The organism is Mycolicibacterium tusciae (genome assembly GCF_002086795.1).
GTDB lineage: Bacteria > Actinomycetota > Actinomycetes > Mycobacteriales > Mycobacteriaceae > Mycobacterium > Mycobacterium tusciae.
The window spans coordinates 234,516-254,198 of record NZ_MVIM01000007.1 but is presented as its reverse complement, the minus strand read 5'-3'; the positions used below and the strand labels follow the sequence as shown (position 1 = coordinate 254,198).

Genomic DNA, 19,683 nt, shown 5'->3' with positions numbered 1-19,683 from the left:
GGAATAGGTAAGCGCTTATGCCGCCGAAGCGCAAACCCCTTCCGATCTTGACGGCCGTCGGGCTAGCGTCCCCGGCATGAGTACGGTGTCCACCCAGACCGGCCCGACACGCACCCCCACCAGCACTCGAAGGGCAGTTCTCAACACCATCAAGGGCTCGGCGGGCAACCTCGTCGAGTGGTATGACGTCTACGTCTACACGGTGTTCGCGTCCTATTTCGAGGCCCAGTTCTTCGACAAGGCCGACACCAACTCGACGGTGTACATCTACGCCATCTTTGCGGTGACGTTCGTGATGCGCCCGGTGGGATCGTGGTTCTTCGGCCGCTTCGCCGACCGTCGCGGCCGCAAGGCAGCACTGATGTTCAGCATCACCGTGACGTCGATGTGCTCGTTCGTCGTGGCGATCATGCCGACGCGCGAGAGCATCGGGTACTGGGCGGCGGTGATTTTGGTGCTGGCCCGGCTGGTGCAGGGGTTCGCGACCGGCGGTGAGTACGGGACGTCGGCGACCTACATGTCGGAGGCGGCGACTGCCAACCGGCGCGGCTTCCTGTCGTCGTTCCAGTACGTGACCCTCGTCGGTGGGCATGTGCTGGCGCAGTTCACCTTGCTGATCGCGTTGCAGTTCCTCGACGACGATGCGATGCACGACTGGGGTTGGCGCATCGGATTCTTCATCGGTGGCATTGCGGCGTTGGTGGTGCTGTGGATCCGCCGCTCGATGGACGAATCCCTGAGTGACACGCACCTTGAGGCCATCCGCGAGGGCAAGGATCGTGACGCCGGCTCGCTGAAGACGTTGTTCACCACGCATTGGCGACCGTTGCTGCTCGTCTTTCTCATCACCGCGGGCGGGACGGTCGCGTTTTATACGTACAGCGTCAATGCGCCTGCAATCGTCAAGTCCACCTTCGGATCTGACCGCGCGTTGACGGCGACGTGGGTCAACCTGCTTGGTCTGATTTTCCTGATGCTGTTGCAGCCGCTCGGTGGACTGCTCAGCGACCGGGTCGGGCGTAAACCCCTGCTTATCTTCTTCGGGGTGTCCGGCGTCATCTACACCTACTTCTTGCTGACGTTCCTGCCGGATACGACGTCGGCGGTCATGGCGTTCCTCATCCTGGCCGTCGGCTACATCATCATCACCGGTTACACGTCGGTGAACGCGATCGTGAAGGCCGAGCTTTTCCCCGCCGAGATCCGTGCGCTGGGAGTGGGTTTGGGCTACGCGCTGGCGAACTCCGCGTTCGGGGGAACGGCGCCGATGTTGTACCAGGCGTCCAAACCCGATCACACCACCTTGTTCATCATCTACGTGACGGTGATCATCGGCGTGAGCCTGTTGGTTTACATCTTCGGGCTGAAGAACAAGAGCGAGACGGTGCTGGATCGCGAGCAGGGCAGCGCGTGGGCGGTGCCGCCAGCGGTGACTCACAAGTGACGACGCCGCAGATTCTCCACAACTCAGCCCTGGCTGAGGAGATCCTCGAGTCGCATCGCCATTTCGCGCATGGTGATGACGCCGGTTACGACAGTTACAGGGCGCATGTGTACCGCGTGATCAACTTCGCGCGTGCGCTCACGCCGGACAATCGTGACCGCGACGACAAGCTGGCCATCGCGTCAGCTTTCCACGACCTGGCGGCATTCGACACGATCGATTACCTCGTCCCGTCGATCGAGGCGCAGGACGCGTGGCTGAAGGAGACCGGCCGCGAAAGCTGGTCAGATGAGTTGGCGCTCATCGTTGCCGAGCATCATCGGCTGTTCGGCTATGGATCCAACCGTCCCCACGCGGCACTGGTGGAGGCGGTCCGTCGGGCCGACCTCGTCGAGGTCAGCCAGGGCCGGATCCGGTTCGGCCTCCCGCGTCCCTACGTCGACGATGTGCGCGCGGCCTTCGACGCCGACGAGTTCTTCAATCGAGTAGTGCCCTCTGGGGCTGTGCGTGCAATCCGGAAGCTGCAGCAGCCCGGGTTCCTACGACCTCGCAACGCATTGGTCCGTTCAGGCCACAAGGGAATCGACCGGTAGCCTGACACAGGCGTTAATAGCTTGCAGTGCAATACTTGTCGGATCCCCCTGCTTTGATGGGGTCATGTCCCCGATCGCAGCATCCGATGTGGCGATCGTGCGTCCCAAAGACCGCCTGGAGGTGTTGTTCGGCGAGCTCGGCGAGTTGATGGGTCAGCGCAACGCCATTGATGCGCGCATCGTCGACATCGTCGCGGAGATCGATCGCGGCAATATGTTGGGTATCACCGGGTGCCGCTCGATCTCCGCGCTGGTGGCGTGGAAGACCGGTTCAACGAGCGCCAACGCCAACACCATCGCCGCGATCACGCACCGGTTGGCCGAGTTTCCGCGCTGCGCCCAAGGGATGCGCGAGGGCCGACTGTCGTTGGATCAGGTCGGGACCATCGCCAAGAAGGCCGCCGACGGATCTGATGAGCACTACGCCGCGCTGGCCGAAGTGGCCACCGTCAGCCAGCTCAACACCGCCCTCAAACTCGAACCACCCCTGCCATCAGAACCCGACCCCTACAGCGAACCCGACCCCGACCCGGCACCCACACCCGAGCCTGAACTGCCGCCCGAGCTGACCAAGACCCACAGCGACGACCAGTACACCTACTGGAAGCTCAAACTTTCGCACCTTGACGCCGCGACGTTCGACGCTGCTGTTGCCTCACATCTGGATGCCGCGATCGCCCAGTACAAACGCGACCACGACGACAACAGCCTCAAGCCACAGCACCGCCCGCCGTTTCCCACCAAGGGTGCGGCGTTCATGAGTCTGGTCGAATCCGGCGCCGACGCTGACGCGGCGCGCCGCCCGCATAGCCAGCGCACGACCGTCGTGGTGCACCTCGATGTCAAAGAGCAGATCGCCGCGCTGCACCTGGGGCCGCTGCTGTCGCCGTGCGACCGTCAATACCTGACCTGTGATGCGACGTGTGAGGTGTGGTTCGAACGCGACGGTCAACCCCTCGGCGCCGGGCGCACCACCCGCACGATCGGCCGGCGGCTGCGCCGCGCGCTGGAATACCGCCACCCCATGTGTGCGGTGCCGGGTTGTTCGGCCACCCGTGGTCTGCACGCTCACCACATTCGACACTGGGAAGACGGCGGGCCCACCGAGATGGACAACCTCGTCCTGGTCTGCCCGTACCACCACCGCGCGCATCACCGCGGCGAGATCACCATCACCGGACCCGCACCCACCATCACCGTCACCGACAGCGACGGGCAGACGCTGACCTCCACATCGCTTGCCCGACCACCGAACAGACCCCCACCCGACGTACCGCCCTGCCCCGGGCCTACCGGCGAACGCGCCCAATGGTGGTGGTACGACCCCTTCGAACCCCAACCACCACAAACCAACTAGGTGTGGTCCGCTGAATCCGCATGGCCTCCGGCTCGGCCATCGAGCACGGCAACGTCCACGGGTACCGAGCGAAGTCGGGATCCAACCACCGCAACAAGCGGCACCTCACCCTGACACTGCGCCGAGCGGATCCCTAGTCCATCCGCCCCGCGTCGATCACGCGAAGAACGGCGGCGCCCTCCTCGTCGGACGCCTCCAGGTCCACCTCCGCCGAGAAGCCCCAATCGTGGTCGCCTGCAGGGTCGTCGAGGATCTGCCGCACCCGCCACACGGCGGGCTCACGATCGACGATCAACAGCGCGGGACCGCGCGCGTCAGCTCCGGTGAAGACCTCGTCGTGCTCGCCGAAGTACTCATCGCCCACGTCCTGCCAGCGGTCCGACGTCCATCCCGAGCCGGAGTCCAACTCGCCGAGCTCATCCCACCGCCGCCGCGCGAACAACTCGACCCGTCGGAACAGCGCATTGCGCACCATCGCGGTGAACGCCCGCTCGTTCCCCGTCAGCGGGCGCGGCCGGGCCGGCACCGCGACCATCGCCTCCAGCGGCTGGTCGGGGTTGGTGAGCTCCTCCCATTCGTCCAGCAGACTCGAATCGACTTGGCGTACAAGCTCGCCGAGCCACTCGACGATGTCGGTGAGCTCCTCGGTCCGCGCCGAAGCAGGCACACCCGACCGCAGCGCCTTGAACGCATCCGACAGGTAGCGCAGTACCGCGCCCTCCGCGCGGGTCAGTCCGTACACGCTGACGTACTCACGGAACGTGAACGCCCGCTCCCACATCTCGCGCACGACGGACTTCGGCGACAGCTGACCATCGGCGGCCCACGGGTTGGTCCGCAGATACACCTCGAAGGTGTACCCGAGCAGTTCCTCCAGCGGCCGCGGATAGGTGACGTCGTCGAGCAGTTCCATCCGCTCGTCGTACTCGATGCCCTCGGCCTTCATCGCCGCGATGGCCTCACCCCGTGCCTTCTTCAACTGGGCGGCCATGATCTGACGCGGGTCCTCCAGCGTCGCCTCGATGACCGAAACCACATCCAGTGCATATGTTTCCGACTCCGCATCGAGCACTTCGACCGCCGCCAGCGCGAACGTCGACAGCGGCTGGTTCAATGCGAAGTCCGGAGGCAGATCCACGGTCAGCCGGTAGCGACGCCCATCGGCCTCCGGTTCGTCGAGCCGCTCCACGACACCCGCCTGCAGCAGCGACCGGGCGATACCCACCGCCTCGCGGATGTGCCGCAGCTGACGCTTGCGCGGTTCGTGGTTCTCGGTGAGCAACCTGCGCATCGCGGCGAACGGGTCACCTGGGCGATCGACGACATCGAGGATCATCGCCGTCGACACCCGCATGTTGCTGGTAAGCGGCTCGGGGGTGGCGTCCACCAACTTCGCCATCGTCTTCTCGCTCCACGGCACCATGCCCTCGGGCACCTTGCGGCGCACCAGCTTTCGCCGCTTCTTCGGATCGTCGGCCACCTTCGCGAACTGTTTGAGGTTCTCCACCTCATGGTCGGGTGCCTGGACGACGACGGTGCCCGCGGTGTCGTAGCCCGCCCGTCCGGCCCGCCCCGCGATCTGATGAAACTCGCGGGCGTTGAGCAGACGCGTGCGGGTACCGTCGTACTTCGACAACGCGGAGAACACCACGGTCCGGATCGGGACGTTTATCCCGACACCGAGAGTGTCTGTGCCGCAGATGACTTTGAGCAGGCCGGCCTGTGCCAGCTGCTCGACAAGGCGTCGGTACTTGGGCAGCATCCCGGCGTGGTGTACGCCGATTCCGTGCCGGACCAACCGCGACAAAGTGGTCCCGAACGCGGACGAGAACCGAAAGCCGCCGATCAATTCGGCGATCGCCTTCTTCTCCTCCTTGGTGCACACGTTGACGCTCATCAGTGCCTGTGCGCGCTCCAGCGCCGATGCCTGGGTGAAATGCACGACGTAGATCGGCGCCTGCTTCGTCTGCAGGAGGTCGCCGATCGTCTCGTGCATCGGCGTGGTGGCGTAGTAGTGGTGCAGCGGGACCGGCCGGACCGCGTTGGCCACCAGCGCCGTCGGCCTGCCGGTGCGCCGGGTCAGATCCTCGCGTAGGAACGTGACATCGCCGAGTGTGGCTGACATCAGCAGGAATTGGGCCTTCGGCAACTCGAGCAGCGGAACCTGCCAGGCCCAACCCCGGTCGGGGTCGCCGTAGAAGTGGAACTCGTCCATCACCACCAAGCCGATGTCGGCAGAAGCGCCTTCGCGCAAGGAGATGTTGGCCAGCACTTCCGCGGTGCAGGTGATGATCGGTGCGCCCGCGTTGACGGCCGCATCGCCGGTGAGCATGCCGACGTTCTCCGCACCGAACACGTCGCACAGCGCGAAGAACTTCTCGCTCACCAACGCCTTGATCGGCGCGGTGTAGTAGCTGCGACGCGTTGCCGCCAGCGCCGCGTACAGCGCGCCCGTCGCCACCAATGACTTGCCCGAACCGGTCGGCGTTGCGAGCACGACGTTCGCGCCGCTGACCAATTCGATCAGCGCTTCCTCCTGTGCGGGGTAGAGCACGGTGCCTTGCGCCTCGGCCCACGCCGCGAACGTGGTGAACAGCTCGTCGGGGTCGTCGAGGCGCGGGGCAGTCAGGATCATCTCGAGGACCAGCCTGCCCTACGGCTGTCGGTCAGCCGAATTCGAGCAGCGTGTAGGCGCCGCGGTGCTGTTTGGTCGGCTTCCACTGCCAGAAGGCCGGGAACAACTTCTCGAACACGAAGCCTCGCCCCTTGGGCATCGGCAGGTCGTGGACGGCTTGGATACCCGGCACCGTGTTGGCCAGATCGGCCAGCTGATTGGGCGACAGGCTGAACGGCATCGGGGGGACGCGATAGCGGCGTGACGAGCGCATGCCCTTCGGCGCCAGGCGCTTCACCATCACCGGCGGGAGATCGAAGATCATCTGACCGCCGGGAAAGCGGCGGGCGCACTCGGTGATCAGGGACATGGCCTCGGCCGGTTGCAGATACATCAGCAGGCCCTCGGCGGTGATGAAGACACCGTTGCTCGAGTCCACGGTGTCCATCCAGGTGTAGTCCAGCGCGGACTGCGCAAGGGTGGTGATCCGCTCAGACGCCGGCAGCAGCCGCCGACGGAGGTCGATGATCGGCTGGAAATCGACTGTGATCCAACGGAATCCGTAGTCAGGTAAGGCACTGCTGAGGCGCCAGAAACTCGTCTGCAGGCCTTCGGCGAGGGCGACCACGGTGGCGTTCGGATGTCGAGAAAGGTAGCGCGTCGCGGCTCGGTCGAACGCGAGAGACCGCAGAGCCATCTCCTGACCCTTGCGTCGACCGAACTTGTCGAAGTCGAAGTCGATCGCATCGACGAGCCGGATCGCCATCGGGTCGTCGATGATGGCGTCCGGATGGCGGGCTTGAAATGCCCTACCGTTCAGCGTCAGCAGTGCCGTCTCCGAGACTCCGGTGAGCATGCTGGCGTCGGCGCGGTCGCCGGATATGGGTGCCACGCGGCATCAAGCCCGGACGGGCAGCGGGCCGGCGATGTTCGAGGGTCGGCACCACAGCGCCACCAGCAGGCACAGCACGGCGGCGACGGCGAACGCCGCGTGCACGCTGAACGCGTCGGCGGTTCCGCCGAGCAGCGCGGCGGCGAGCGGTCGTGATCCCAGGAAGCCGACGAGCCAGAGCGCCATGATCCGGCCACGCAACTCCTCGGGGGCGCGCTCCTGCACCACGGTGCTCAGCCCGGTCATCGCCCAGCCGAAGCCCAGACCCGCCAGCGCGAACCCGCCGATCGCGAGCGCAGGTTCCGTCGCGGCCACGAGCACGGCGCAGCCCGCACCCAGCCCCGCCAATCCGATCGCCGACACGTTCGCCGACGCCATCCGGCCGCCCATGATCGCCAGCACCGCCATCCCCAGTGCCGCGCCGATACCGAAGCTCGCCGACAGCACCCCGATCAGACGTGCGTCGCCGCCCAGTTCGTCGGCCATCGATGGGGCCAGCGTGATCGACGAGTCGGATGCGAAGCCGACCGCACCCACGGCGATCAACGCCAGCAGCAGCGGGCGGTCGCGCCACACGTATTTGAGGGCGACCCGGACGCGGTAGTCCGTGCCGTCCACCCGCACTGGCGGGGCCGGAAACCGCACGACGAGTAGGCAGACCGCAAACACCAGGTGTAGAGCGGCGCTGACGCCGAAGCCGGCCGCCGCCCCCAGATGCGCAGCGAGATAGGCGCCGGAGGCGGGACCGAGGATGCGTCCGATCGTCATGGGAATGCTGTTGAGCGCCATGGCTGTTGAGAGCTCACCGTCGCGAATCAGATCCGGCACGATCGACTGCATCGCCGGACCGCCGACGACGAACCCGAAGCCGACCAGCAGGGTCCCGAGGAGAACGGGGGCGGCCGCGGACATGCCCTGTTGGGAGGGCTCGACGAACAGCCATGCTGCGGTGAAACCGGAACCGGCGACACACAGCACCCGGCCGAGCAGGATCTGCCGAGCGGGGTTTCCGGTGTCGGCCCATTTGCCGCTGGTCGGGCTGAGGATCAGTTGCGGCGCGAACTGGACGACGCCGACGAGACCCACCATGAGTGCGGATCGCGTCGCGTCGTACATCACGATCGCCGCGACGATGCCGTGCGTCCACACGGCGACGACCGAGATCATCTTGCCCCAGAACAGCGCGCCGAAGACCGGGTCGAACATCAGCCGCAGCGCGCTGCGGGGCCCGGTCGGGGCGGTGGTGGTTTCCGCGGTCATCGGACCGCCGAGCTTTCGAAGCGTTCGGTCAGTCGCTCCAACAGGGCGACGAGGGTGTCGACGTCGGCGTCGGGCCAGTCCGCAATGGTCTCGGCGACCAGCTCGCGTCGCCGCTCGGTCACCGTCGCCAGCGCGTTGCGGCCGAGTTCGGTGAGCACCAGCACGCAGCGGCGTTGGTCGTCGGTGGCGAACGCCTTTGTCAGCAGTCCGGCGGCGACGACGGCGCCGACAGTCCGGCTGGCGGTCGAATGCTCGACGGCCATGTACTCGGCGACGTCGCTGACCGAGGCCCCATCGCCGGAGTTCTCGACGGCCCGCAGCACGCGCAGCGTCGACACGTTCGCGACCGGATCTCCCTCGAGGAGCCGCCGACGCCAACTCGGCCGCTGACGTGCGACATGAAGGCGTGTCAGCAGCTCGTCGAGATGGTCGTATCGCGAATGCGCCACGCATATATGCATAGCACATACATATTTACTATGGTCGAGCGGTGACCGTGACCTACGACGACGCGCTCCACGACCAGGTGCGGGCCCGACTTGCGGGCCATGAGCGCCGCGCCGTGACCGATCCGACCAAGCGGCACGCCGCCGTCGCCGTGGTCCTTGTCGACTCCGAGCTCGGCGAGGACCGGGTGGATCCGGCGCCCGTCGACGAGTGGATCGGGGGCCGGCCGATGCCCGAAGAGGGTCTCGACGGCCGCATGGTCGACGTCTCCGGCGGCGCCGCGTTTCTGCTCTGCCGAAGGACGTCGCGGCTGAGGTCACACCCGGCCCAGTGGGCGCTGCCCGGTGGCCGCCTGGACCCCGGCGAGGATGCCGTCGACGCGGCGTTACGCGAGCTGGACGAGGAGGTCGGTGTCACGCTGCCCCACTCGTCGGTGCTGGGTCTGCTCGACGACTATCCGACGCGATCCGGTTACGTGATCACCCCCGTGGTCATCTGGGGTGGCGGCCGGCTGGACCTGCGTCCCGCACCCGACGAGGTCGTGGCCGTTTACCGCGTCGGGCTGCATCAGTTGCAGCGCGACGATTCGCCGCGGTTCATCACCATCCCCGAGAGTCCGCGCCCCGTCGTGCAGATTCCGTTGGGCAACGACCTGATCCACGCACCCACCGGCGCGGTCCTGCTGCAGCTGCGCTGGCTCTGCCTCGAGGGCCGCACCGATCCGGTCGACGACCTCGAACAACCCGTGTTCGCCTGGAAATAGCGTCAGGCGAGTCCGCTCAGCGCCGTCGGCAGCGCCGCGCGGTGCAGCACACCGAGCCGCTGGGTGGCTCGGGTCAGCGCGACATACAGCTCGGCCGCGCCGCGCGGTCCCGCGGCGAGGATCCGGTCCGGGTCGACCACCAGCACGGCGTCGAACTCCAGACCCTTGGTCTCCGACGGCGGTACCGCACCGGGTACATCCGGTGGCCCGATCACGATGCTGGTGCCCTCCCGCTGCGCTTCGTCGTCGACGAATTCCTGTATGGCGTTGGCTAATTCGTCATCGGATACCTGTCGCGACCACGGCAGCACTCCGGATGCGCGGACCGAGTCCGGTGGCCGGATGTCGGGCGCGAACTCCGCGAGCAGCGCGGCGGCGACGGCCATGATCTCTGCGGGTGTGCGGTAGTTGACCGAAAGGGAACGGTAGACCCACCGGCCGGGCACATACGTCTCGAGCATCGTGTCCCACGCCGTCGCGCCGGCCGCCGATCGTCGCTGGGCCAGATCGCCGACCACGGTGAACGACCGGTTCGGACAGCGCCGCATCAGCACCCGCCAGTCCATCGCGGACAGTTCCTGCGCCTCGTCGACCACGACGTGCCCGTAGGTCCAATCTCGGTCTGCGGCAGCGCGTTCGGTGAGGTCGCGGGTGTCGCGTTCAGTGAAGCGTTCCGCCAGATCCTCGGCGTAGAGCAGATCCTGGGCGAGCAGATGGTCCTCGTCGTCCATCAGATCCTCGCGGCTGATCATGTTGTCCAGCACGCCGGCCGCGAACGCGGTCTCCGCTTTCCGTTCCCGCTCGGCGGCGTCGTCGGCCACCGTGTCACGGCCCAGCAGGTCGACGAGTTCGTCGAGCAGCGGTACATCAGAGACGGTCCACGCGTTTCCATCGACGCGATACAGCACCTCGTCGGCCTGTGCGGCGCGCAGCCGTTCGCGCGAGGAGTACAACTCGGCCAGCAGGGTCTGCGGTGTCAGGATCGGCCAGAGCTCATCGAGCGCGGCGGTGAACACTTTGTGGTCTGCAAGCTCATCGATCAGCGTCGTCCGGAGTTGTTCCCACGCATTGCGGTCGTCGCGGGTCAGCCAGCCCTTGCCGATGCGCGCGATGGCGCGCTCGGTGAGGACGTAGGTGATGATCTCCGTGAATACGTGGCGAGCGTCGTTGTGTGGCTTGCCGCTCGCGCGGGCCTCCTCGCGGGCCCACTCCGCGGTGTCGGCGTCGATGCGCACCGTGACGTCCGCCAGCTCGATCGGCAGCGGATCCTTCGGTAGCCGTTGCCGATTCGCGACAGCGGCGGCCAGCACGTCGAGCATCTTCAAGGAGCCCTTGGCCCGCGCGACCTCGTCGGCGTCCTCGGCGGTGACGCGCATTCCGGGGACGAGACCGCCGACTGTCATGAACACGACGTCGGACTCGCCAAGCGAGGGGAGCACGCGGCCGATGTGGTCGAGGAACGCCGGGTTGGGACCGATGACGAGGACACCGTGGCGTTCCATCCGCTTGCGCTGGGTGTAGAGCAGGTACGCGACGCGGTGCAGCGCCACCACGGTCTTGCCGGTGCCCGGTCCGCCCTCGATCACCATCACGCCGAGATGATCGCTTCGGATGATCTCGTCCTGTTCGGCCTGGATCGTGGCGACGATGTCGCGCATACCGTCGCCGCGCGGTGCGTTGACCGCGGCCAGCAGCGCGGCATCCCCACGTTCGTCACCGGTGGGACGGCCGAGCACCTCGTCGGTGAAGTCGACGAGCCGCCGGCCGCGGGTGTGGAACTGGCGGCGCAGGCGCATCTCCTCGGGGCTGGCGGCGGTCGCGATGTAGAAAGCGCGAGCCGCGGGCGCCCGCCAGTCGAGCAGCAGCGGCTCCTTGTCCTCGTCGAGAATGCCGATGCGGCCGATGTACGAAACTTCGCCGGTGACGCTGTCGAGCCGGCCGAAGCACAGACCGCTGTCGGCAACCTGGAGGCGAGCGGCCTGTTTGGCCAGCGCTCGCACTTCGACGTCGCGTGCCACGAGCGTGCCGCCGTCCATGCGGTCCACCGGGGCTCCGAGCGCGTCGCTGTACTTGCCCTTCACTCGCGCGCGTTCGGCGTCCAGCCGCGCGTACAACCCGTCGACGTAGGTCTGCTCGTAGCGCAGCTCGTCGTCATAGTCCTGCTTGGACACATGCCCCCAAAAAGTCGTCAGCTGACCCAAGTTCTACGCGAGCCTCTCTGAGCAGGCGCAATGCAGCTTATGCCTAAGCTGGCGGCCAATGTTCATCGTGGTGCTCAGCGCGGTCCTGGCGCTCATGAACGTCTACGTGTGGATGCGTTTCGTCAAGGCCACCACGCGGCCCGGCCGCACCCGACGGACCCTGACGGCGGTGCTCGTCGGGCTGGGGGTGCTGCTGCTGGCGGCGCTCGTCGTGCCGCGGTTCACCGATGTCTCCAAGGCCGGCTGGTACGCCTGGCCGGGCTACCTGTGGTTCGGGGTGCTCGTCTACCTGTTCCTGACGTTGCTCGCCCTCGAGCCGGTGCGGCTGGCGTTGCGCGGCTGGGCCAAGCGACAACGGCAAGCACCAACCGCACCCGAAGACCCTGCCGAGCCTGATCGCCACGCGCTGAACCGCCGGATGTTCCTCGCGCGAGCGAGTGCGGTCGCCGCCGGGGCGGCGTCGGTCGGCCTGGTCGGCGTCGGCACGGCCACCGCGCTGGGACCGCCCGACCTGCTGCGGGTTCCGGTGCGACTGCGGCGGTTGGATCCCGCGTTGGGCGGGTTCCGCATCGCGTTGGTGTCCGATATCCATCTCGGGCCGCTGGTGGGGCGGGCGCACACCGAGCGCCTCGTCGACATCATCAACGCCGCGGAGGTCGACCTGGTCGCGATCGTCGGGGATCTGGTGGACGGCACCGTCGCCGAACTCGGGCCCGCCGCCGAACCGTTTCAGGATCTGGCCGCACCGGAGGGGACGTTCTTCGTCACCGGCAACCACGAGTACTTCGTCGAGGACACCGACGAATGGCTGAACGAGCTGGAGCGGTTCGGGGTCCGGTCGCTGCGCAACGAGAACACCGCGATCCGCCGCGGCGGCGCCGCCTTCGACCTCGCCGGCATCAACGACATCGCGGGCGAGCAACGCGACGATCCGCCCGACTTCGACCGCGCCCTGGCCGGCGTCGACGACTCACGACCGACGATCCTGCTCGCGCACCAACCGGTCATGGTGTCCGAGGCCGCCGCCCGCGGAGTCGACCTGCAACTGTCCGGGCACACCCACGGCGGGCAGATGTGGCCTTTTCACTATGTGGTCGAAATGGTGCAGCCGTCACTGGCAGGCCTGTCGGCCGTGGACGACACCCAGTTGTACGTCACCCGCGGGGCGGGGTTCTGGGGACCGCCCGTCCGGATCGGCGCGCCGCCCGACATCACGGTGCTGACGTTGGAAGGCGAGTCCTAACACCCGGTCATTGACATGTTGACACAAATAGCTAGTCTTTGTGTCAACCGATACATCGGAGGGCGCCATGACCGCAGCTGCCGAGACTTCCGCCACGTACGACACCGGATCGGTACGGCCCAAAGTTCTGGTCGAGTTCCGTAAGCACAGCGGGAGCACGCTCGGGGGCTTCTTCGGCGCTGCCGCATTCGACGAGGTTGCCCTGGTGCCGGTGGCGGCGGCGGTCGACAAGACCGGGCGTTTTGCCGCCAACTTCGCCGATCGCGGTGTGCGCAGCGGATTTTCGGCACTGCTCGCCATCTGGGGTGACGCCACCGACAAGGTCGCCGAGGCCGAACGGCTCAAAACGATGCATCGCGAGGTGCGAGGTAAGGGCACCGGGAATTTCGCCGACGTGCGCTACAGCGCGCTCGACCCCAAACTGTGGAACTGGATCGCGGTCAGCGGAATGTTCGTGGTGCTCAACTCCTTCACGCCGTGTACCGGAATCGTGCTGTCCGACGCCGAACGTGAACTTGCCTACGCCCAACTGCTCGACGCCTTCTCGGCGCTCGAGTTGCCCGGCAAGAACTCGAAGTTGCCCGCGACCTATGCCGAGGCTGAGGAATACTACGAGTCGATGGTGCGGGATGAACTGCAGGCCAACGCATTCCTGCAAAAGGTCACGCTCGATCTGACCCGGCTGCCCCTGCCGACCCTGGTGCTCCCCGCGCCGCTGCGCCGGCTTCTGACACCGCCGTGGCTGGTGCTGCGACCGGTCGCGGGCCACGTGCTCAAGGTGTGTTCCTTCGGCATCCTGCATCCGGGGATCCGCGACCTGACCGGCTTCCGGTGGGAGTCGCGCCATGACCTCGAGTTCGCGTTGTACACCCGTGTGCTGCAACTGGCGTGGCGGGTACTCCCCGACAAGCTGCTGCTGATCCCATTGGCGCGCAATCGAATCGAGTACGAGAAACTGGTCCATGTGCATCGGTCGGTTGCGCTGAATTCGTTCGCGCCGCCGACCGGCTGCCCCGTTCGCTGACTAGGCTGACCGGATGCGCCGCACCAACGCCAGCCCCACCGAGCAGGAGGCTGCGATTCTGAAGGCCGCCGCCGAGGAGGTGGCGCTCGTCGGTGTCGGCCGGCTGAGCATGGAAGTCATCGCTCGGCAAGCGGGTGTCAGCCGCAGCACGCTGTACCGGCGCTTCCCCAGCCGGGAGGCGTTGGTCACCGAACTGGGCAGGCAGACCTTCGATTTCGCGATGGCGCGGCTGCAGACCGTGGCGATCGACAGCGGACCCGCCGAAGCCGCGGTTGCGGCATTCCGCGAAGGGGTCCGGCTACTCACCGGTGAACCGGTGATGCGCCGCTTCCTGCAGTTGGACGGCGACTTCACCGCGGTGACGGGAATGTTCGACGAGGCGAGAGCCTTCCTGAGCAGTGCGGCCACCTCGATGGCCAAGGCGCTGCGCACGGCGGGCGCGACGATGCCGGACGACGACCTGCTCGCCGTTTCCGAACTGCACATCCGGTTGGCCGTCTCGCTGGTTCAGGTCAGCACCGGAGTGCTCGACGTGACCGACGACGATGCGGTCGCCCGTTACGCCAGAACCCACCTCGCGCCGCTCGTGCGCTGAGCCATCTGTCACAGAATCCACGCCTGGGCGGTCATACCTGGCGACAGGAACGACCCAACAGGAAGGCGCATCATGAGAATCGTCGTCATCGGAGGCACCGGATTCGTCGGCTCCAAGCTGGTGCACACGCTGGAGGAGCACGGTCACGACGCCGTCGCCGCCGCCCCGTCGACCGGTGTGAACACACTCACCGGTGAGGGTCTGGCAGCGGTCCTCACGGGCGCCGACGTCGTCGTCGACGTCTCGAACTCACCGACGCTCGATGACGCGGCCCTGGAGTTCTTCCGCGCGGCGACCACCAACCTGCTCACCGCAGAGAAGGCCGCCGGGGTGAGGCATCACGTCGCGCTGTCGGTGGTCGGCACCGATCGGTTAGCCCCGCAGAGCGGGTACTTCCAGGCAAAGCTGTTGCAGGAGAAGCTCATCAGCGAGGGCCCCACCCCGTTCTCCATCGTCCGCGCGACGCAGTTCTTCGAGTTCATCAAGACGCTCGCCGACTCCGCAACCGAAGGTGACGTGGTGCGGGTGCCGCCCGCCCTGTTCCAGCCGATGGCCGGCGTCGACGTCGGCGAGGGTGTCGCGATCACCGCGGTCAACGAGCCGGTGAACGGCATCGTCGAAATCGGTGGGCCGGAGGCATTCCCGCTTTCCGACGCCATCAGCACCTCGCTGACCGCACGCGGCGACAGCCGCACGGTCATCGCCGACCCCGAGGCGCGCTATTGGGGCATCGCCCTCGAAGAACGCACCCTGATCCCCGCTGACCGGGCCACGCTGTTCGACACCCGGTTGCAGGAGTGGATTCTCGAAGCGGCCGCGAAGGCCTAGCGATGGACGTCTACGAGGCGGTCAAGACTCGGCGGGCGGTGCGCGGCTTCACCGACCAGGCCGTCGAGCGTGAGGTGATCGAACGCGTGCTGTCGGCGGCCGCGAGATCGCCATCCGGATCGAACATCCAGCCGTGGAACATCTACGTGGTGACCGGAGAGCCGCTGGCGCAGCTCAAGAAGGTCGCCACCGAGCGGGTGGCCGCAGGCGACCCCTGGGACGAGCGCGAGTACGTGATGTATCCGCCCCAATTGAAGTCGCCGTACGGGGAGCGTCGGGCGGCGTTCGGCAGGGACCGCTACACCGCACTCGGCGTCGCGCGCGATGACTGGGAGGCGCGGGCGCGGGCCGCGATTGGGAACTGGGAGTGCTTCGGCGCTCCGGTGGCGCTGTTCTGCTACATCGACCGCGATCTCGGGATGCCGCAATGGTCCGACCTCGGCATGTATCTGCAGACCGTGATGCTGCTGCTGCGCGCCGAAGGGTTGCACAGCTGCCCGCAGATGGCGTGGTCGCAAGTGCGCAAGTCGGTCGACGCGGTGACCCAGCCGCCGCCGGAACTCATGCTGTTCTGCGGAATGTCGATCGGGTACGAGGACCCGTCGGTCGATTTCGTCGACAACGGGCGGGCGTCGCTGGACGACACGGTGACGTTCATCGAGGGTTAGGCGCAAGGCCTTCGTGAAGCCGGCCAGCCGAAGACTACGGATTTTCCAGGGTCCGTTTTCGCGCTCCGGTTGCCAGGCTGGATGTCATGACTCAACGAATCAATTACGCAGAAGTTGCTCCCCGTGGTGTGAAAGTGCTTGCCGGCACACATGCCTACGTCAGTCAGTCAGGTCTTGCCCCGGAACTGTTGACCGCGGTGAACCTGAGGGTCTCGCTGATCAACGGCTGCGCCTACTGCATCGATTTGCATTCCCGCGAGTTGCGCGAACTCGGGGTTTCCAGCGAGAAGATCGCGCTGGTGCCGGTGTGGCACGAGGCGGGACACCTGTTCGACGAACGCGAGAAGGCTGCCCTGGCCTGGGCGGAGACGGTGACCCGTGTGTCGACGACGGGTGTACCCGACAGCGACTACGAAGCCGTCTCGGCGCATTTCGGCGACAAGGAACTGGTGGACTTGACGATCGCGATCAGTCTGATGAATGCCTACAACCGGCTGGCAATCAGCTTCCGCAACGTGCCCGCCGGTGCGGCGGGGTAGGGCCCGCACTACGGACTACGGGTTCGTCGACTACGGGTTTGCAAGGGTCCGCTACGGAGTCCCAGGCGCGAGGGTCATTAGCAGAGTCCAAGCCGTGCACCTGGAGGGTCATCATGAAGGTAGTCACCACCACGCCCGAGTCAGACACCGATCTCGCCGCACGCTTCACCACCGAAGTCCAGCCGTTGCACGACATGCTGTCCCGGGGCGCGCGCCGGCTGGCCCGCTCCGACGCCGATGCCGAGGATCTGCTGCAGGACACCCTGTTACACGCGTACGCGGGGTTCGACACCTTCGCGGGCGGAACCAACTTCAAGGCCTGGCTGTTCCGGATCCTGTACAACCGCTGGGTCAGCGGGTACCGGTACAAGCAGCGCCGGCCCTTTGAGATCTGCATCGACGACGTGACCGAGGGCCAGGTGTTTGACGGGGTCCGGCGGCTGGCCGAGGCTCCGCGATCTGCCGAGGCGCAGTTCCTGGATGCGTTGCCGGACAACGACATCAAGGCGGCTCTGGCGACGTTGCCCGAGGGATCCCGCACGGCGATCTACTATGCCGACGTCCTGGACTACACCTACGCCGAGACTGCGGTGCTGATGGAGGTGCCGATCGGAACGGTCATGTCCAGGGTGTCGCGCGCCAGGAAGCGGCTGCGCTTCGCACTTGCCCACCTGGCCGTCGACGGTCGCGACGACGCAGCGCTGGAACCCGACATCGCGTAGGTCACGTCCCGCAGAAGGTTCGGTACTTACCGAAGTCCTCGGGTGCGGGTTCGGCGTAGCGCTCCAGGCCGGCACGTTCGTCGTACGGTGCGCTCACCGCCTCCAGGAGGCGCTCCATCGGAGTGAGGTCGCCGTCGGTCGCCGCAGCCAGCGCCTCCTCGACGAGGTGATTGCGCGGAATGTAGATCGGGTTGACCCGATCCATCAGCTCGGCGTCCGGGTTCAACGCTCGCCACCGCGTGAGCCATTCGTCAAATCCGGCGAGGTTCATGAACATGCCGCGCGCCGGCTCGGTGTCGCCGCGGGCCGCTTGGCCGAGGTTGCGGAAGAACGAGGTGAAGTCGACGTGGCTTTCCGCGAGTAGCGCGAGTACGTCGTTCATCAACGGCGTCGCGACCTCTTCATCCGAGCCGTCGTTCAGCCCGAGCTTGGCGCGCATCCCGGTCGCCAGCGCCGCCTGGAGTTGCGCCCCGAAGCCGGTGAGGCTCTCCTGGGCGAGTTCCACCGCCCGGTTCTGATCGGTGTCGATCAGCGGCAGCAGCGTCTCGGCGAACCGGGCAAGGTTCCATCCCGCGATCGACGGCTGATTTCCGTAGGCGTAGCGGCCCCAGGAGTCGATCGAGCTGAACACCGCCTCTGGGTCGTAGGCCTCCATGAACGCGCACGGCCCGTAGTCGATGGTCTCGCCGGAGATCGTCATGTTGTCCGTGTTCATCACGCCGTGCACGAAGCCGACGAGCATCCACTGCACGATCAGCGCCGCTTGGGCTGCGCCCACGGCACCGAACAGCGCGAGGTAGGGATTGTCGGCGTTGGCCGCATCCGGATAGTGACGGGCGATGGCGTAGTCGGCCAATCGTCGCAGCAGGCCTTCGTCACCGCCGGCCGCCACGTACTGGAAGGTGCCTACGCGCAGGTGGCTGCTCGCGACGCGGGCCAGCACCGCGCCGGGCAGCGGGGTCTCGCGTTGCACCGAGCGACCCGTCGCGACCACCGCCAGCGAACGGGTGGTCGGGATACCGAGGGCGTGCATCCCCTCGCTGATGAGGTATTCGCGCAGCATCGGTCCGACCGCCGCGAGACCGTCTCCACCCCGGGCGAACGGCGTTCTGCCCGAACCTTTGAGGTGGAGGTCGCGGTAGCCGCCGTCGACGGCGGCGAGTTCGCCCAGCAATAGTGCGCGGCCGTCGCCGAGGCGGGGAACATAGCCGCCGAACTGATGTCCGGAGTAGGCCTGGGCCACCGGCGCGGCGCTGTCGGGGACCAGGTTGCCGGTGAGGAACCGCACCCCGTCGGGGCCCCGCAGCCAGCGGGCGTCAAGGCCGAGCTGGGTGGCCAGCTGCTCGTTGAGAACGAGTAGACGAGGCTCGGGGGCGGCTTCGGCCTGCCAGCGGACGGCCAGCTCGGGCAACTCGCGCGCGAAACGGTCGGCCAGCGCGATCGGCGTATCGGAGCCCGTGTCGGGTGCAACGCTCACGCCACCAGCCTACGGACGGTGACAGGCCCGGTCTGTAAGGTGAGGTCCCCGGCAAATGCGTGCGGTCATCGGGGACCCGCCGCGCCGAGGGACGTTGGAGATTTCGATCAGGGAGCAGTTCGGTGACGCTGAATACCATCGCGCTCGAGCTCGTCCCGCCAAACGTCGAAAACGGGCATGAGCGGGCGCTCGAGGAAGCGCAGAAGGTGCTGAGGTGCGCTGAGGAGACCGGCCTGCAGGGCCGGATCCGGCACGTGATGATTCCCGGAATGATCGAAGAGGACGATGACCGGCCGATCGAGATGAAGCCGAAGATGGACGTCCTCGACTTCTGGAACGAGATCAGGCCCGAGCTGAGCGCGATGAACGGCCTGTGCACCCAGGTGACCGCGTTCCTGGACAAAGCGTCGTTGCGTCAGCGGCTGACCAAGCTGAGTTCGGCGGGATTCGACGGCATCGCCTTCGTCGGTGTGCCGCGCACCATGAACGACGGCGAAGGGTCCGGCGTTGCGCCGACGGACGCCCTGTCGATCTACGACGACCTGGTGCCCAACCGCGGTGTCATCCTGATCCCGACCCGCGAGGGCGAACACGGTCGCTTCAACTTCAAGTGCGATCAGGGCGCGACGTACGGCATGACCCAGCTGCTGTACTCCGACGCGATCGTCGGGTTCCTGCGCAACTTCGCGAAGGAGACCGACCATCGGCCCGAGATCCTGCTGTCGTTCGGCTTCGTCCCGAAGGTGGAGACCAACGTCGGCCTCATCAACTGGTTGATCCAGGACCAGGGCAACGCCGCCGTCGCCGCCGAACAGGAGTTCGTCAAGCAGCTGGCCGCCACCGAGCCGTCGGCGAAGCGGGTGCTGATGGTCGATCTGTACAAGCGGGTGGTCGACGGGGTCGGCGAGCTGGGGTTCCCGATCAGCGTGCACTTCGAGGCGACCTACGGGGTGTCCACGCCGGCGTTTCAGACGTTCGCCGAGATGCTCGCCTACTGGTCACCCGACTCCTGATCC

The 19,683-nt window shown here is 66.7% G+C and carries 18 protein-coding genes; 12 read left to right on the top strand and 6 right to left on the bottom strand.

Annotated features, from left to right (window positions below; genetic code table 11):
• Positions 1-76: 76 nt before the first annotated feature.
• From BST47_RS15645 to BST47_RS15635, 3 genes are all read left to right on the top strand, one after another.
• On the top strand, positions 77-1,444 hold the full coding sequence (locus tag BST47_RS15645) for an MFS transporter (protein ID WP_083126423.1): 1,368 nt from the start codon (positions 77-79) through the stop codon (positions 1,442-1,444).
• Positions 1,441-2,037, top strand: coding sequence for an HD family phosphohydrolase (locus tag BST47_RS15640; protein ID WP_083126540.1), 597 nt, complete (start codon positions 1,441-1,443; stop codon positions 2,035-2,037). Before BST47_RS15645 ends, BST47_RS15640 begins: the two co-directional genes overlap by 4 nt.
• 64 nt (positions 2,038-2,101) lie before the next feature.
• Positions 2,102-3,394, top strand: a complete 1,293-nt coding sequence (locus BST47_RS15635) for an HNH endonuclease signature motif containing protein (RefSeq protein WP_083126422.1) — start codon at positions 2,102-2,104, stop codon at positions 3,392-3,394.
• 133 nt (positions 3,395-3,527) lie between these two features.
• On the opposite strand, the gene BST47_RS15630 is transcribed toward BST47_RS15635, so the two are convergent.
• The 4 genes from BST47_RS15630 to BST47_RS15615 are packed head-to-tail and all read right to left on the bottom strand — an operon-like array spanning position 3,528 to position 8,621.
• Positions 3,528-6,029, bottom strand: a complete 2,502-nt coding sequence (locus tag BST47_RS15630) for a DEAD/DEAH box helicase (protein ID WP_083126421.1) — start codon at positions 6,027-6,029, stop codon at positions 3,528-3,530.
• A 31-nt stretch (positions 6,030-6,060) separates the two neighbouring features.
• Entirely contained in the window at positions 6,061-6,864 is an 804-nt protein-coding gene (locus BST47_RS15625) for a class I SAM-dependent methyltransferase (RefSeq protein WP_083126539.1), read from the bottom strand.
• A gap of 42 nt (positions 6,865-6,906) precedes the next feature.
• On the bottom strand, positions 6,907-8,160 hold the full coding sequence (locus BST47_RS15620; RefSeq protein ID WP_083126420.1) for an MFS transporter: 1,254 nt from the start codon (positions 8,158-8,160) through the stop codon (positions 6,907-6,909).
• On the bottom strand, positions 8,157-8,621 hold the full coding sequence (locus BST47_RS15615) for a MarR family winged helix-turn-helix transcriptional regulator (RefSeq protein ID WP_083126419.1): 465 nt from the start codon (positions 8,619-8,621) through the stop codon (positions 8,157-8,159). Before BST47_RS15615 ends, BST47_RS15620 begins: the two co-directional genes overlap by 4 nt.
• Positions 8,622-8,650: 29 nt before the next feature.
• On the opposite strand from BST47_RS15615, the gene BST47_RS15610 reads away from it, so the two are divergent.
• Positions 8,651-9,370 carry an NUDIX hydrolase gene (locus BST47_RS15610; RefSeq protein WP_083126418.1) on the top strand — a complete coding sequence of 240 codons (720 nt, stop codon included), beginning with the start codon at positions 8,651-8,653 and terminating at the stop codon, positions 9,368-9,370.
• 2 nt (positions 9,371-9,372) lie between these two features.
• Here the strand turns inward: BST47_RS15610 and helR are convergent, their stop codons facing one another.
• Entirely contained in the window at positions 9,373-11,541 is a 2,169-nt protein-coding gene (gene helR / locus BST47_RS15605; RefSeq protein WP_207568616.1) for an RNA polymerase recycling motor ATPase HelR, read from the bottom strand.
• 88 nt (positions 11,542-11,629) lie between these two features.
• Here helR and BST47_RS15600 point away from each other — a divergent pair, with 88 nt between their 5' ends.
• The 7 genes from BST47_RS15600 to BST47_RS15570 all read left to right on the top strand — a co-directional run bounded on the left by BST47_RS15600 (position 11,630) and on the right by BST47_RS15570 (position 17,190).
• Positions 11,630-12,814 (top strand): metallophosphoesterase, encoded by a 1,185-nt coding sequence (locus tag BST47_RS15600; RefSeq protein ID WP_083126417.1) that lies wholly within the window; start codon positions 11,630-11,632, stop codon positions 12,812-12,814.
• Between the two features lie 67 nt (positions 12,815-12,881).
• Positions 12,882-13,838: an oxygenase MpaB family protein gene (locus BST47_RS15595; protein ID WP_083126416.1), complete on the top strand. Its 957-nt coding sequence runs from the start codon at positions 12,882-12,884 to the stop codon at positions 13,836-13,838.
• A 13-nt stretch (positions 13,839-13,851) separates the two neighbouring features.
• Positions 13,852-14,433, top strand: coding sequence for a TetR/AcrR family transcriptional regulator (locus tag BST47_RS15590; RefSeq protein WP_083126415.1), 582 nt, complete (start codon positions 13,852-13,854; stop codon positions 14,431-14,433).
• 72 nt (positions 14,434-14,505) lie between these two features.
• A complete protein-coding gene (locus tag BST47_RS15585) occupies positions 14,506-15,261 on the top strand; it encodes an SDR family oxidoreductase (protein WP_083126414.1) in 756 nt (251 codons plus the stop codon).
• Positions 15,262-15,263: 2 nt separating this feature from the next.
• Entirely contained in the window at positions 15,264-15,929 is a 666-nt protein-coding gene (locus tag BST47_RS15580) for a nitroreductase (protein ID WP_083126413.1), read from the top strand.
• Positions 15,930-16,015: 86 nt separating this feature from the next.
• Complete coding sequence (locus BST47_RS15575) at positions 16,016-16,468, top strand: carboxymuconolactone decarboxylase family protein (RefSeq protein WP_083126412.1); 453 nt, start codon at positions 16,016-16,018, stop codon at positions 16,466-16,468.
• 113 nt (positions 16,469-16,581) lie between these two features.
• Positions 16,582-17,190 carry a sigma-70 family RNA polymerase sigma factor gene (locus BST47_RS15570; RefSeq protein ID WP_083126411.1) on the top strand — a complete coding sequence of 203 codons (609 nt, stop codon included), beginning with the start codon at positions 16,582-16,584 and terminating at the stop codon, positions 17,188-17,190.
• 1 nt (position 17,191) lies between these two features.
• Here the strand turns inward: BST47_RS15570 and BST47_RS15565 are convergent, their stop codons facing one another.
• On the bottom strand, positions 17,192-18,667 hold the full coding sequence (locus BST47_RS15565; RefSeq protein WP_083126410.1) for a protein adenylyltransferase SelO: 1,476 nt from the start codon (positions 18,665-18,667) through the stop codon (positions 17,192-17,194).
• Between the two features lie 122 nt (positions 18,668-18,789).
• On the opposite strand from BST47_RS15565, the gene BST47_RS15560 reads away from it, so the two are divergent.
• The gene (locus BST47_RS15560) at positions 18,790-19,680 is read left to right on the top strand and encodes a mycobacterial-type methylenetetrahydrofolate reductase (RefSeq protein ID WP_083126409.1); all 891 of its coding nucleotides are present in this window, start codon (positions 18,790-18,792) and stop codon (positions 19,678-19,680) included.
• The last annotated feature ends 3 nt before the right edge of the window (positions 19,681-19,683 follow it).